Origin of the sequence: Sphingomonas cavernae, from assembly GCF_003590775.1 — a bacterium.
In the GTDB taxonomy this organism is placed as follows: domain Bacteria; phylum Pseudomonadota; class Alphaproteobacteria; order Sphingomonadales; family Sphingomonadaceae; genus Sphingobium_A; species Sphingobium_A cavernae.
Map to the genome: position 1 here is coordinate 1,545,459 of NZ_QYUM01000003.1, position 12,703 is coordinate 1,558,161.

Annotated in this window: 15 protein-coding genes; 11 read left to right on the forward strand and 4 right to left on the reverse strand. The window is 64.2% G+C overall.

The genetic code is table 11. From position 1 onward, the window contains the following. The first annotated feature begins 22 nt into the window (after positions 1-22). From D3876_RS15025 to D3876_RS15060, 8 genes are read left to right on the forward strand one after another with little or no spacing between them, the layout of a single operon-like run. Positions 23-727, forward strand: coding sequence for a response regulator transcription factor (locus tag D3876_RS15025; protein WP_119763504.1), 705 nt, complete (start codon positions 23-25; stop codon positions 725-727). Further along, positions 678-2,270 (forward strand): sensor histidine kinase, encoded by a 1,593-nt coding sequence (locus D3876_RS15030; protein WP_119763506.1) that lies wholly within the window; start codon positions 678-680, stop codon positions 2,268-2,270. Before D3876_RS15025 ends, D3876_RS15030 begins: the two co-directional genes overlap by 50 nt. A gap of 3 nt (positions 2,271-2,273) precedes the next feature. Continuing rightward, on the forward strand, positions 2,274-2,714 hold the full coding sequence (locus D3876_RS15035) for an HPr kinase/phosphorylase (protein WP_119763508.1): 441 nt from the start codon (positions 2,274-2,276) through the stop codon (positions 2,712-2,714). Beyond that, complete coding sequence (rapZ, locus tag D3876_RS15040) at positions 2,711-3,637, forward strand: RNase adapter RapZ (protein WP_119763510.1); 927 nt, start codon at positions 2,711-2,713, stop codon at positions 3,635-3,637. Before D3876_RS15035 ends, rapZ begins: the two co-directional genes overlap by 4 nt. Positions 3,638-3,658: 21 nt before the next feature. Continuing rightward, on the forward strand, positions 3,659-4,063 hold the full coding sequence (locus D3876_RS15045; protein ID WP_119763512.1) for a PTS sugar transporter subunit IIA: 405 nt from the start codon (positions 3,659-3,661) through the stop codon (positions 4,061-4,063). Then, positions 4,060-4,332, forward strand: coding sequence for an HPr family phosphocarrier protein (locus tag D3876_RS15050; protein WP_119763514.1), 273 nt, complete (start codon positions 4,060-4,062; stop codon positions 4,330-4,332). The genes D3876_RS15045 and D3876_RS15050 overlap by 4 nt, the downstream gene beginning before the upstream one ends. A 4-nt stretch (positions 4,333-4,336) precedes the next feature. Beyond that, positions 4,337-5,140, forward strand: a complete 804-nt coding sequence (locus D3876_RS15055) for a TrmH family RNA methyltransferase (protein ID WP_119763516.1) — start codon at positions 4,337-4,339, stop codon at positions 5,138-5,140. A gap of 33 nt (positions 5,141-5,173) precedes the next feature. Beyond that, positions 5,174-5,887 carry an META domain-containing protein gene (locus tag D3876_RS15060; protein WP_119763518.1) on the forward strand — a complete coding sequence of 238 codons (714 nt, stop codon included), beginning with the start codon at positions 5,174-5,176 and terminating at the stop codon, positions 5,885-5,887. 6 nt (positions 5,888-5,893) lie between these two features. Here the strand turns inward: D3876_RS15060 and D3876_RS15065 are convergent, their stop codons facing one another. Then, entirely contained in the window at positions 5,894-7,312 is a 1,419-nt protein-coding gene (locus D3876_RS15065) for a DNA recombination protein RmuC (RefSeq protein WP_119763520.1), read from the reverse strand. A 165-nt stretch (positions 7,313-7,477) separates the two neighbouring features. Here D3876_RS15065 and D3876_RS15070 point away from each other — a divergent pair, with 165 nt between their 5' ends. Beyond that, the gene (locus D3876_RS15070) at positions 7,478-7,924 is read left to right on the forward strand and encodes a hypothetical protein (RefSeq protein ID WP_119763522.1); all 447 of its coding nucleotides are present in this window, start codon (positions 7,478-7,480) and stop codon (positions 7,922-7,924) included. A gap of 10 nt (positions 7,925-7,934) precedes the next feature. On the opposite strand, the gene def is transcribed toward D3876_RS15070, so the two are convergent. Together def and recR are read right to left on the reverse strand one after the other, a co-directional pair. Next, positions 7,935-8,462, reverse strand: coding sequence for a peptide deformylase (gene def / locus D3876_RS15075; protein WP_119763524.1), 528 nt, complete (start codon positions 8,460-8,462; stop codon positions 7,935-7,937). 36 nt (positions 8,463-8,498) lie between these two features. Beyond that, the gene (gene recR / locus D3876_RS15080) at positions 8,499-9,095 is read right to left on the reverse strand and encodes a recombination mediator RecR (protein ID WP_119763526.1); all 597 of its coding nucleotides are present in this window, start codon (positions 9,093-9,095) and stop codon (positions 8,499-8,501) included. Between the two features lie 51 nt (positions 9,096-9,146). On the opposite strand from recR, the gene fmt reads away from it, so the two are divergent. Beyond that, a complete protein-coding gene (fmt, locus tag D3876_RS15085) occupies positions 9,147-10,052 on the forward strand; it encodes a methionyl-tRNA formyltransferase (RefSeq protein WP_119763931.1) in 906 nt (301 codons plus the stop codon). Further along, the gene (gene truA / locus D3876_RS15090) at positions 10,049-10,792 is read left to right on the forward strand and encodes a tRNA pseudouridine(38-40) synthase TruA (protein WP_119763528.1); all 744 of its coding nucleotides are present in this window, start codon (positions 10,049-10,051) and stop codon (positions 10,790-10,792) included. Before fmt ends, truA begins: the two co-directional genes overlap by 4 nt. Before the next feature lie 3 nt (positions 10,793-10,795). On the opposite strand, the gene D3876_RS15095 is transcribed toward truA, so the two are convergent. Next, positions 10,796-12,697 (reverse strand): XrtA/PEP-CTERM system amidotransferase, encoded by a 1,902-nt coding sequence (locus tag D3876_RS15095; RefSeq protein ID WP_119763530.1) that lies wholly within the window; start codon positions 12,695-12,697, stop codon positions 10,796-10,798. Between the last annotated feature and the right edge of the window lie 6 nt (positions 12,698-12,703).

A 12,703-nucleotide genomic window follows, 5' to 3' on the forward strand; every position in this document is an offset into this window, starting at 1 on the left:
GCAAACGGAGCACCATCATCATATGTCTGCAACCATCGCGCTCGTTGATGATGACCGCAACATCCTGACCTCGGTGTCGATCGCACTCCAGGCCGAAGGCTTTGTGACGCGGCTTTACACCGATGGAGAGAACGCGCTGAAGGCGTTGACCGAAAATCCGCCCGACCTGGCGGTTTTCGACATCAAGATGCCGCGCATGGACGGTCTCGAGCTGTTGCGAAGGTTGCGCGAGAAAAGCAATCTGCCCGTTATCTTTCTGACATCGAAGGATGACGAGCTCGACGAGGCATTGGGCCTTGCGATGGGTGCTGACGATTACATTTCAAAGCCCTTCTCACAGCGGTTGCTGATCGCGCGCATCCGCGCGATCCTCAGACGCGCCGAACTGGCCGCGCAACCCGCTGGCGAGGAAGAAGAAGAGGTCGAATTGCTGGTGCGCGGTCGCCTTGAAATGGATCCTGCGCGCCATCGCGTGATGTGGGGCGGCAATGAGGTAACGCTGACCGTTACCGAATTCCTGATCCTCGAATCGCTTGCGCGCAGGCCAGGTGTGGTCAAGTCGCGCGATCAGCTCATGGACGCGGCCTATCAGGAGGACATGTATGTCGACGACCGCACCATCGACAGCCATATCAAGCGCCTCCGCCGCAAGTTCCGCCAGGTCGATGACCAGTTCGATGCGATCGACACCCTTTACGGCCGAGGCTACCGTTTCACCGAAGAATGACGAAAGCGACCTTTCGCTCCGCTGGTCGGGGCGACTGTCGCTCACGCCCCGCATACTTGCGGTCAACATCTTTGCGCTCGCTCTGCTTGCAGGTGGCTTCTTCTATCTCGACAGTTATCGCGCGCGCCTCGTCGATGAACGCAGCCTGCAGGCGGTGCGAGAAATTGAACTGATGGCCAGGGCGATAGGAATCGCCGCGCCCGATGCCCGTGATCCGCTGATCCTGGCCTTTGCCGAGGAAAGCAACGGGCGCCTGCGCCTCTATGCACCTAGTGGTGCGCGCGTCGCGGATAGCTGGCAGCTTGGCCCGCCCAATTATTCCCTGCGCGATCCCGCGAGCGAACCGTGGCAGCGTCACGTCGCGCGCTTTCTCGATCGCCTGATCGACCGGGTCGTCTGGGCCGATCGGCTCGAGCGCTTTGCCGAGCCGCGCGTCGACAACGCCGCTGCCTGGCCCGAGATCGTCGCGACACGCGCCGAGCATCGCCCGACAACCCGGCTGCGCTACGCCCCCGACCGCACTCCGATGCTATCTGCGGCGATCGCTCTTCCAAAAAACGGCGGCTGGCTGCTGTTGACCGAGAATACGCGCGACATAACGCGGATCGTTCGCGCCGAGCGCTTTCGATTGGGCCTGGTGATCGCTGCGGTTGCGCTGGTCTCCATTCTGCTGTCGCTCTTTCTCGCGCGCACCATTGTTCGACCGCTGCGCCGACTCGCGCGCGCCGCGGTGCGCGTCCGCCTCGGCCGCGCACGCGATGTCGAGGTGCCCCGACTTCCCGAGCGTCGCGACGAGATCGGGATGCTGGCGCGCGCGCTGGCCGATATGAGCCATGCGCTCAATGTGCGGATCGACGCGATCGAACATTTTGCGGCGGACGTGACGCATGAACTCAAAAACCCCCTCGCTTCGCTTCGATCGGCCGTCGAAAGCCTGCAAGCGGTAAAGGAGCCCGCGCTTCAAGCGCAATTGCTCGACATTGTCCGCGATGACGTGTTGCGGCTCGACCGGCTGATCACCGATGTAGCGGACGCTTCGAGGCTCGATGCGCAACTGTCGCGCGCTGCATTTGAGCCCGTCGATCTCGGCCCCATGATCGAGCACCTCCTCAAATCGCGTGAACAGCGGGGCACTGACCGTGACGTCCACATCGCGTTCGCCCGGCCGCGCAAAGGCACCGCTGTGGTCCCGGGCGATGCGTCGAAGCTTGTGCGTGTTGTGGAGAACCTGCTCGACAACGCGGTTTCCTTTTCTCCCGCGGGCGGACTGGTGCGCATTGATGCCACGCGTGATGGCGACGCGATCCTGCTTGCGGTCGAGGATGAAGGACCGGGCGTGCCATCCGACATGCGCGATGCGATCTTCCGACGTTTTCACAGCGACCGTCCCGAAAGCGACGGTTTTGGGCGACATTCCGGGCTCGGTCTCGCCATAGCCAAGACCATCGTCGAGGGGCATAGTGGCACGATCACGGTTCATGACCGGCCCGATTCGCACCGGGGGGCGCGTTTCGTGGTCACTCTTCCAGTCGCGGAGCTCTAACCCATGGCGTCGCTGTCATCCGAAATGCTGCACGCGTCCACCGTCGAGATCGGCGGGCGCGCGGTGCTGATCGAGGGACTTTCGGGCTCGGGCAAGTCCGATCTGGCGCTCAGGCTGATCGACCGCGGGGCGCGGTTGATCAGCGACGACTATACGCTGGTCAAGCGCGAAAAAGGTGGATTGCTGGCCACCGCTGCGCCCAATATCGCGGGCAAGATCGAGGTGCGCGGACTCGGGATCATCGAATTGGGCAATGTCGAGGATGTGCCCGTCGGGCTCATCGTGACGCTTGGAGAGCCGGTCGCAAGAATCCCCGGCGCCGAAATGACGCGCAAGATCGCCGGGGTCGCGGTGCCGGTCGTGGCGCTCAACGGTCTCGAAGCATCGGCCCCGGTCAAGGTCGAGCTCGCGCTGCGCCAGATCGGGATGCCGGCTTCGGCATGAGCGACGACGCGCGCCCCAAACGAATTCTCCTTGTCACCGGCATGTCCGGCGCGGGCAAATCCGTTGCGATGAATTGCCTTGAGGACATGGGCTGGGAAGCCGTCGAGAACCTGCCGCTGGGCTTGCTCGACCGCCTGCTTGCAACGCCTCAGGCGCTGGGGGCCACCGACAGTGATCGGCCGCTTGCGCTTGGCATTGACAGCCGCACGCGCGGTTTCGACGCCGACCGCATCATCATGCGCATCAAGCAGTTGCGCGAAATTCATGGCCATGTGGTCGAGACGTTGTTCCTCGATTGCAGTGGTTCCGAGCTCCAGCGGCGCTTTTCGGAAACGCGTCGGCGCCACCCGATGGCGCAGGACCGGCCCGTTTCCGACGGGATCGCGCGCGAGCGTGAGTTGATGGCGCCCCTGAGACACTGGGCCGAGCATGTCATCGACACCACCGAAACCAGTTCCAACGAGCTGCAGCAACGGATCCGGGCGCGTTTCGGCGGCGCGATGGGCGAAGAGCCGACGCTGACCGTTATGTCCTTCGGCTATGCCCGCGGTGTGCCCCGCAGCGCTGACCTCGTCTTCGACATGCGCTTCCTGCGCAACCCCCATTGGGTGGAGGATTTGCGGCCGTTGAGCGGGCTCGACGAACCTGTTGGCGCCTATGTGGCGCAGGACCCGGCCTATGATCAGGCGCTCCGCCAGATCGAATCGCTGCTGTTGCTGCTGCTTCCGCGATACCGCCATGAAGGCAAATCCTATCTGACCATCGCTTTCGGCTGTACCGGCGGGAGACACCGCTCGGTCCATGTCGCCGAACGTGTGGCGGCACGGTTGCGCTATGAAGGATTTTCGCCCACGGTCGCCCACCGCGATCTGGCCTCGACTCCATCCGATGCGATGGAGGGAGGTCCGGACAATGGGTCGTAAGACAAGGATACGGGACGTTTCATGATCGGTTTGGTGTTGGTTACCCATGGCCTTCTGGCGAAGGAATTCGTGGTGGCCATGGAGCATGTGGTCGGACCGCAAGACGCCATCGCGCCGATATGCATCGGGCCCGATGACGACATGGACCTGCGCCGGCAGGACATCGCCGACGCCATCGCCAATGTCGACAGCGGCAAGGGCGTGATCCTGCTCACCGACCTCTTTGGAGGAACGCCTTCCAACCTCGCGATTTCATTGATGAAACCGGGTCATATTGAAGTGATCGCCGGTATCAACCTGCCCATGCTTATCCGGCTTGAGGGCGCGCGCCGCACGATGAACGTCAAGGATGCAGTCGCCGCCGCGCGCGAGGCGGGCCGCAAATATATCAGCGTCGCATCCGAGGTTCTGGGGGAATCGGTTTGAACGGGGTCTCGCGGACGGTCCAGATCACCAATCGGCGCGGCCTGCACGCGCGCGCCAGCGCCAAGTTCGTCACGCTCGCGGCGCAGCAGGGTGCGATGATCGAGGTCGAGAAGGACGGCTCCAGGGTAACCGGCACATCGATCATGGGGCTGATGATGCTGGGCGCGGCGATGGGCGATCATGTGACGATCAGCGCGCGCGGCGACGGCGCCGATCAGGCAGTCGCCTTGCTTGCGGAGCTCGTCGAGGCCAAATTCGGCGAGGAATGAGCGCGTGCCGCGCGAAATCACAGGCTTTTCCAATCCGCTGATCAAGCGCGTCCGGAGTCTTCGCGACAAGAAGCACCGCAGGCGCGAGGGGCTGTTCCTGGCTGAGGGGCTGCGCATCCTTGCGGAGGCCGAAGAAGCAGGCTTTCTGCCCGAAATGCTGTTCTACGCACGCGAATCGGCCGAACATCCGATCGTTCGACGCCTCGTGCGGGCGACCGAGGCGGCCGGTGGCGACGTCATCGAGACGATTCCCGATATTCTCCACAAACTGTCGGGCAAGGAAAACCCGCAGACCGTGATCGGGGTCTATCCCGAACGGATCGTTCCCCTGAGCGCCCTCGATCGCAGTTCTGCGGATATCTGGATCGTCGCGCAATCGCTGCGCGATCCCGGCAACCTCGGAACGATCCTGCGCACGGGGGACGCCGTCGGCGCGGGCGGGCTCATACTGATTGACGACTGTGTCGACCCGTTTTCGGTCGAGGCCGTGCGCGCAAGCATGGGTGCACTGTTCACCCAAACCATCGCGACCGCGCGCTGGGATGAATTCGTCTCCTGGCTGCGCGCGGGTCCGGGGCAGCTCATCGGCACTAGCCTCAATACCGATCAGGACTACCAGATGCCGACCTACCAGAGACCGTGCTTTCTGCTGGTTGGCAATGAATCCCAAGGTCTTCCGACAACATACGAGAAAGACTGCGATATCCTTGTAAAAATTCCGATGCTGGGCAAGGCGGACAGTCTCAACGCCGCGGTCGCGACCGCGGTGATGGCCTATGAATTGCTCAACCAGAGACGCGCCCGGTAAGGAACCATCGCCAGGTTTCGTTGTTGAAGCGACATGAAAACCGCGCTTCCTGTCGCAGCTCTGCTGCTCGCCGCCTGCTCCCCCACCCCGCCTGCGGGTGATGCGCCCCCGCCTGTGGTCGGAAACTATCGCGCGATTGGCACGGAGCCGGGCTGGACGGTGACGATCACGCCGGGACAGATCGAATATCTGGGCAATTATGGCGAAACGACGATCGTGACCCCACGCCCCGAGCCACGCGCGACCTTCAATGGCCATCGCTACGAGGCCAAGACCGAGGCTCACTCGCTCGTTGTCGACATCACGCACGGCCAGTGCAGCGACGGGATGAGCGACCGGACGTATCCTGATACGGTGATGGTCATCGCGGACGGCAAGACCGTGAAGGGTTGCGGTGGTCCGGCGGTGCCGCCCGCGAAGCTTGCGGGGACCAGTTGGACGATCATCAGCATCGGCGGCACAGCCGCTGCGGGCGACAGGCCTGGCACTCTCGCCTTCTCTGAGGACCGCCTGAGCGGCAGCAGTGGCTGCAACCGGTTTTCGAGCCCCTATGCGCAGACGGGCGACCGGCTCAGTATCTCGGCCGTGACGTCGACCAAAATGGCGTGTCCCGGTCCCGCGATGGAGCAGGAGAGCAAGCTTTTCGAGATTTTCGCCAGTGAGGTCAGGGTCAGCTTCCGTGACGGCGATACGCTCGTGATCACGGGAGGCAATGGCGGACAGGTCGTGCTGAAGCGCGCAATCTGACCGGCGCTATTCGGCCGCGTCCTGCTTGCGGTCCTCTATCTCTGCGGGAGAAGGCAGAAGTTCGGGCGGCTGGCGGGCGAGCGTGTCGACGCTCTCGATCGCTTCGATTTCGCGGGCGCCTGTCTCGACATTGAGGTCTCGGAATTTGCGGCCTGTGACGAGCACGCGCCCCTCGAAGCTCGCGACAAACTTGTTGTAGTTGTCGACTGCGCTGTTCAGCCCACCGCCGACGCGCTTGAGATGCCCGGCCGCGGTTGCCAGCCGCTCATACATTTCCTTGCCCAACGCACCGATCGCCTGCGCCTCTTCGGCCAGTTTTTCCTGCCGCCAGACACTTGCGACTGTACGTGCGATCGCAACGAGGTTGGTCGGGGTCGCAAGCAGCACGCGGCGCTCGAACGCCCAATCCCAGAGCGAGTCGTCCTGTTCGAGCGCGGCCGACAGGAAGTGCTCGCCCGGGATATACATCACCACATAGTCCGCGGCCTTGCCAAAGCGCTCCCAATAGCCCTTCTCACCAAGCTGGCGCGCATGGTTGCGGATCGACGCAGCATGCATTTTCAAATGGTTGAGCCGTATTGCTTCATCAACTTCTTCAGACGCATCGAGATAGGCGTTGAGCGAGCATTTGGCATCAATCACGAGTTCGCGGCCACCGGGCAACCGCACGATGACGTCAGGGCGCAGTCGTCCGTCATCGGTGTCGACCGAAACCTCGGTGCGGAAATCGGCGTGCGGCGAAAGCCCGGCCTGTTCCAGCACATTCCTGAGTGATTGCTCGCCCCAGCGCCCGCGCGCCTTGGGACTCGACCGAAGCGCGTTGACGAGCCGTGCCGCCTCGTCCTTGACCTGCCCCTGCCCCACGCGCACCTGCTCCATCTGCTCGCGCAGACCGGCGTAGCTGTCAACGCGCTCCTTCTCGACGCGCTGCAACCCTTCCTCATAGCGTTTGAGCGTCGTCTCGACGGGGTTGAGCAACGCTTTCAACTGCGCCTCGCTCTTCTCCCCCGCCTGGTGAAAGCGCTGGTCTGCCCGATCGAGAAACTGGCGCTGCGCTTCGCTGAGCAGCTTTTGTCCGACCTCGCTGAACTGAGCGGAAAGCGCATCCTTGGCTTCGAGCAGCGCCTTGATCTGGTCCTGAAGCGCCTGTTCACGCGCGGTGCGCTCGGCACGCAGCGCGGCGAGCTCGGTCCGCGCTGTCTCGCGCCCCGCCGAGACATCGGCAAGCGCTTGCTGAAGCTGAGGAACCGCCTTTGCGCGCTCCTCGGCGCCCGCCAGATCGGTGATCGCCTTTCGGAAATTGTCGAGATGATGATCGCGCTCGCTGCGAACCGTGGCAGTGCCCCGGCCTCCCAGAAACCAGCCAAGGGCCAGCCCGGCCAGCAACGCCACCACGATCGCAACCATCACCAGAGGCGTTTCCATCGCACAATCCCAAAGGAACATTATGGGAACCTTTGCCCGTTCGGCGGACGGTTGGCAACGGTTCTCGGAGCAGAATTGTGCGAGCGATACGGCTCGTCGCGCGGTCGCCCCGCCCCGGCACGGAAAAGGGTGGCACAATGGCGCTCGTCTGTGCAGGATGCCGGGATGAAGCGCATTTCCGTCGCACTCGCCACGCTGGCTCTGCTCTCCGCCTGCCAGAAATCCGAACCTTCGCAGAATGATGCGGCCGCCAATGTGTCGCCGCCTGCTGCCAACGCGACCGTCGCACCGACGCCCCCGGGATTGCCGCCGGCTGACGCCAATCTGCGCTTTATAGGAGTGTGGGCGGCCGAGCCGGGGCTATGCCAGGAAGGCGCGTGGCGCTTCAGCGAGCGCGACCTCGCCACCGCGGGTGAGGTGTCGTGTGATTTCGACCGGATCAATCCCGTGCCCGGCGGCTATGATATTGCAGCGATGTGCACTGCCGAGGGCGACGAGACCAAGAACACCCTCAGGGTGCGCTTCGCCGAGTCGGTACACGCGATGAGGCTTGAGGCCGATCGCGTCCTTCAGCCCGTGAGCCTCATCTATTGCGGGCCAGCGCCGGGCTGAGGCCCAACGATCAGGCTGCGTTCCTGCGCGCCTTGGCGATCTTCTTGAGGATCATGTCCTTCTTCAGCTTCGACAGATGGTCGATGAAGAGAATGCCCTCGAGATGGTCCATTTCGTGCTGCAGGCACGTCGCAAGCAGGCCGTCGAGGCGCTTCTCGTGCTGCTTGCCGTCACGATCGAGCCACCGCGCGGTGATCTCCGCGGGGCGTTCGACATCGGCATATTGGTCGGGAACCGACAGGCAGCCCTCGCTATAGACCGACATTTCCTCGGATGGATCGAGGATCTCCGGATTGATGAAAACCAGCGGCTCGCGGACTGCCGGGCCGCCCTCTTCCTCGGGCTCCTGCAGGTCGATCACGAGGACGCGCTTGGGCACGCCCACCTGGATCGCCGCAAGCCCGATGCCCGGCGCGTCGTACATCGTCTCGAACATGTCGTCGATGAGCGCGCGGAGTTCGTCGTCGACCGTGTCGACGGGCGTGGAAATCGTACGCAGACGCGGATCGGGCGTCTCAAGGATCGGTAATATGGCCATGGCGCCTAGCTAGGCCGTGAGCGCCAGATTTTCAACCTACCCAATGGGGCGCCGCGCCCTGAGCGCCTGCGCCAGCGTGCCCTCGTCGAGATAGTCGAGTTCGCCGCCGACAGGCAGGCCATGCGCGAGCTGGGTAAGGCGTACGGGATATTGCTCGATCCGCTCGGCGATATAGTGCGCCGTCGTCTGTCCCTCGAGCGTCGCGTTCATCGCGAGAACGACCTCGTCGATTCCGCCCGCCGCGATCCGCCGGATAAGACTGTCGATCGCCAGATCTTCGGGACGCACGCCTTCAAGGGCCGAGAGACGCCCGCCAAGAACATGGAATCGGCCGGGAAAGAGACGCGAACGATCGAGCGCCCAAAGATCGGATACCTCCTCCACCACGCAAAGCGCCCGCGAGTCGCGACGCGGATCGGTGCACACGCCACACGGGTTGCTGGTATCGACGTTGCCGCAAATGTCGCAGGTCGCGAGCCGCTCGTTGACCGCCTCAAGCGCGCGCAACAGCGGCGCCATCGCGCCCTCGCGCTTCTTGAGCAGGTGGAGCACCGCGCGGCGGGCCGAGCGCGGCCCCAAACCGGGAAGTCGTGCAAGTGCCTGGGTGAGCGTTTCGATTTCGGGAGATGCCATGCGATCAGATAAAGGCTTGCACTCCCCTCTGCCAAGCGGTTGAGAGAAATGATGCGCATAGCCTTTATGGGAACACCCGAATTCGCCGTTCCAACGCTCGACGCTCTCGTGGCCGCCGGGCATGACGTCGTGGCGGTTTACAGCCAGCCACCGCGCCGCGCAGGTCGCGGCAAGGCGCTGTCGCCCTCCCCCGTGCAACGTCGTGCCGAAGAGCTGGGCATTGCCGTCATGACGCCAGTTTCACTCAAGGGTACGGAAGAACAGGCGCAATTCCACGCCCTTGATCTGGATGTCGCGGTGGTCGCGGCCTATGGCCTGATCCTTCCGCGCGCGATCCTCGATGCGCCGCGGCTGGGCTGCCTCAACGTCCATGCCTCGCTATTGCCGCGCTGGCGCGGTGCGGCGCCGATCCACCGCGCGATCCTGGCGGGCGACACGGTGACAGGAGTCACGATCATGGACATGGAGGCCGGCCTTGATACCGGGCCGATGCGCGCGACCGTCGAGACGCCCGTCAATGGGAAAACCGCTGGCGCGCTGACCGCTGAGCTCGCCGAAAAGGGCGCTGCGCTGATGGTCGAGGTGCTGGCGCGCGCCCAGGCGTACCCGGGCATCCCCCAGCCTGAAGCAGGGGTGACCTACGCCACCAAGATCGAAAAGGCCGAAGCCCGCCTCGATTTCACCGGGGAAGCAGGCGCGGTGGAGCGCCAGATACGAGCGTTCAACCCCGCCCCGGGCGCGTTTTTTGAGATCGGCGGCGAACGCATCCGCATCCTCGAGGCGGAGATAGAAGCCAGCTCAGGCACAGCGGGAACCGTGATCGACGAGTCGCTTGCCATCGCGTGCGGATCGGGGGTGATCCGGCCGTTGCTCGTCCAGCGCGCGGGGCGCGGCGCGATGAGCCCGGCTGAGCTTCTGCGAGGTTACGCCATCCCGCCCGGAACGCGCCTCGGATGACGCGTTTCGCGCTCACGGTCGAGTTCGACGGCCAGCCTTTCATGGGCTGGCAGCGTCAGGCGCACGGGCCCAGCGTCCAGCAGGTGATCGAAGACGCGGCATTTGCCGTGACGGGCGAACGCGCCGTCGTCCACGCCGCAGGACGCACCGATGCCGGCGTCCACGGCCTTGCGATGCGCGCGCATCTCGACATCGACAAGCCGATCACGACCTTCCGATTGATCGAGGCATTGAACGCGCGGATGCGCCCTCACCCCGTCGCCATTCTGGCGTGCGAGATAGTACCCGGCGACTGGCATGCGCGCTTTTCGTGCATCGGCCGGCGCTACGAATATGACATCATCTGTCGTCGCCCGCCGCTGACGCTGGACAAGGGACGCGCCTGGCGCATCATCCACCCGCTCGATGCCGACGCAATGCATGCGGCGGCGCAAAGGCTCGTCGGGCGGCATGACTTCACCACTTTCCGCTCGGCACATTGTCAGTCGGAAAGTCCCCTGAAGACGCTCGACCGGCTGGACGTCGAACGCGCTGGCGAGCGAATCACGATCCACGCCGCTGCACGCTCGTTCCTGCACCATCAGGTGCGCTCCATGGTCGGCTGCCTTGCGCTGGTCGGCCAGGGAAAATGGAGCGCCGACGATCTGCAGGCCGCGCTGGAAGCGCGTGATCGCGCGGCGCTGGGGCTTAATGCGCCGCCGGACGGGCTTTACTTCGCCGAGGCGCTCTACCCCGATTGATGTTCAGCGGGCGGTGCCGAACAGGCGCGCCAGCGATCTGTCGAGCATCAGCAATTGCCAGAGCAGGCGACCGTGATCGCTGACGCCGCTGCGATGTGCGGCGACGATTCCTTCCAGTGCAACCATGTTGAACCAGCCCGTCTCCGCGAGTGTTGAGCCGCGCGCGATATGCTCGGCTTCATCGGCCAACGCGCCGCGAAACCACGCGCTGATCGGCGTCACAAAGCCCATCTTCGGGCGGTAGAGGATCTGTTCGGGCAGATAGCGCTCCATCGCCTTTTTCATCAGCCACTTGCCCGTCCCGCCGCGCAACCGCATCGACGCGGGCAGCGACGCTGCGAATTCGACGAGACGATGGTCTAGCAGCGGCTCGCGCGCCTCGAGGCTCACCGCCATGCTCGTGCGATCGACCTTGGTCAGGATATCGCCGGGCAGCCAGATCTTGAGATCCGCATATTGCGCGCGGTCGAGCGAGTCGCGCGCGGGTGCAGCTTTCATTGCCGCCTCGTAACGGGCTTCTGCCCGGTGGCCCTGAAGCGCTCGCATCGCTTCCGCGCTGAAGATCCGCTCGCGAATCGCTGGCGGCGTGACGCCAACCGCGAGCGCATAGGCATGCGCGCCGTCGGTCGCGAGCGCCTGAAATGTGGTCTTGGCGCGCAAAGGACGTGGGGCCCAGTCCGCCTTGGGCCAGATCCCGCCCAGCGCGCCGAACACGCTTCGGCGCAGTTCCTTGGGAACGAGTCCACGCACGCGCTCCTCCGCGGCATGGAAGCGATGGCGGCGATAGCCGGCAAATGCCTCATCCGCACCGTCGCCCGATAGCGCGACTGTTACGCTTTCGCGCGCAAGTTCGCAGACGCGATAGGTGGGCAGCGCCGAGGCATCGGCAAAGGGTTCGTCGAAGGCCGTAACAAGCGTGTCGATCAGCGCAAAATCGTCGGCCGCGACGATACGCTCGCGGTGATCGGTGGCGAAGCGTTCGGCGACGAGCCGGGCATGGTGCGTCTCGTCATGGTCGGCGCGATCGAAACCGATCGAGCAGGTCTGGACCGCACGATTGCTCGCCTCCGCCATCAGCGCGACGACGCTCGAGCTGTCGACTCCCCCCGAAAGGAACGCACCCAGCGGCACGTCAGCGACCATGCGCGAGGTGACCGCGGCGCGCATATGCTCGACCAGTTCCTCTTCCAGCGCACGCGTCGAGCCCGAGGCGCGGCGGCTGAAATCGACGTCCCACCATTGCGTCGGCTGTGGCATCGGTTTGCCACGCTCGATCAGCAGGTAATGGCCTGCGGGCAGCTTCGCGACGCCGGCCATGATGCTGGCGTCATCGGGGACATAGCCCAATCCCAGAAAATCCTCGGCAGCGCGGATATCGGGTTTGCGGCGGAACAGCGGGTGCGCCATCAGGCCTTTGAGCTCGGAAGCGAATGCGAGACTGTCGTCGGACAGTCTCGTCATATGCAGTGGCTTCACCCCAAGCCGGTCGCGCGCGAGAAACAGCGCCTGCCGCCCGGCGTCGAACAACGCGAAAGCGAACATGCCGTTGAAGCGCGTCAGGCAATCGACCCCCCATTGCCGCCAGCCATGGACGATCACCTCGGTGTCGCTGTGCGTGCGAAACACATGGCCATGCTGCTCGAGTTCGGCGCGCAGTTCGGCAAAATTATAGATCTCGCCATTATAGGTAACGGCGATCTGCCCGTCCGCGCTTGTCATGGGCTGGGCGCCGCCACCGATATCGATGATCGACAGACGCCTGTGGCCCAGGCCGACGCCCGGCGCGGTCCAGACACCCGATCCGTCGGGGCCGCGGTGGATGAGGACATCGGTCATCACCGCGATCCGGGCGGGATCGACGGGCTTCGGCGTATGAAGATGGAACAGGCCCGCGATTCCGCACATGGAAGC

Bases quoted from the DNA above. Each gene is read 5' to 3' on its own strand.
- D3876_RS15025 (WP_119763504.1), top strand. From the start codon at position 23: ATGTCTGCAACCATCGCGCTCGTTGATGATGACCGCAACATCCTGACC.
- D3876_RS15030 (WP_119763506.1), top strand. From the start codon at position 678: ATGCGATCGACACCCTTTACGGCCGAGGCTACCGTTTCACCGAAGAAT.
- D3876_RS15035 (WP_119763508.1), top strand. From the start codon at position 2,274: ATGGCGTCGCTGTCATCCGAAATGCTGCACGCGTCCACCGTCGAGATC.
- rapZ (WP_119763510.1), top strand. From the start codon at position 2,711: ATGAGCGACGACGCGCGCCCCAAACGAATTCTCCTTGTCACCGGCATG.
- D3876_RS15045 (WP_119763512.1), top strand. From the start codon at position 3,659: ATGATCGGTTTGGTGTTGGTTACCCATGGCCTTCTGGCGAAGGAATTC.
- D3876_RS15060 (WP_119763518.1), top strand. From the start codon at position 5,174: ATGAAAACCGCGCTTCCTGTCGCAGCTCTGCTGCTCGCCGCCTGCTCC.
- D3876_RS15065 (WP_119763520.1), bottom strand. From the start codon at position 7,312: ATGGAAACGCCTCTGGTGATGGTTGCGATCGTGGTGGCGTTGCTGGCC.
- D3876_RS15070 (WP_119763522.1), top strand. From the start codon at position 7,478: ATGAAGCGCATTTCCGTCGCACTCGCCACGCTGGCTCTGCTCTCCGCC.
- def (WP_119763524.1), bottom strand. From the start codon at position 8,462: ATGGCCATATTACCGATCCTTGAGACGCCCGATCCGCGTCTGCGTACG.
- recR (WP_119763526.1), bottom strand. From the start codon at position 9,095: ATGGCATCTCCCGAAATCGAAACGCTCACCCAGGCACTTGCACGACTT.
- fmt (WP_119763931.1), top strand. From the start codon at position 9,147: ATGCGCATAGCCTTTATGGGAACACCCGAATTCGCCGTTCCAACGCTC.
- truA (WP_119763528.1), top strand. From the start codon at position 10,049: ATGACGCGTTTCGCGCTCACGGTCGAGTTCGACGGCCAGCCTTTCATG.
- D3876_RS15095 (WP_119763530.1), bottom strand. From the start codon at position 12,697: ATGTGCGGAATCGCGGGCCTGTTCCATCTTCATACGCCGAAGCCCGTC.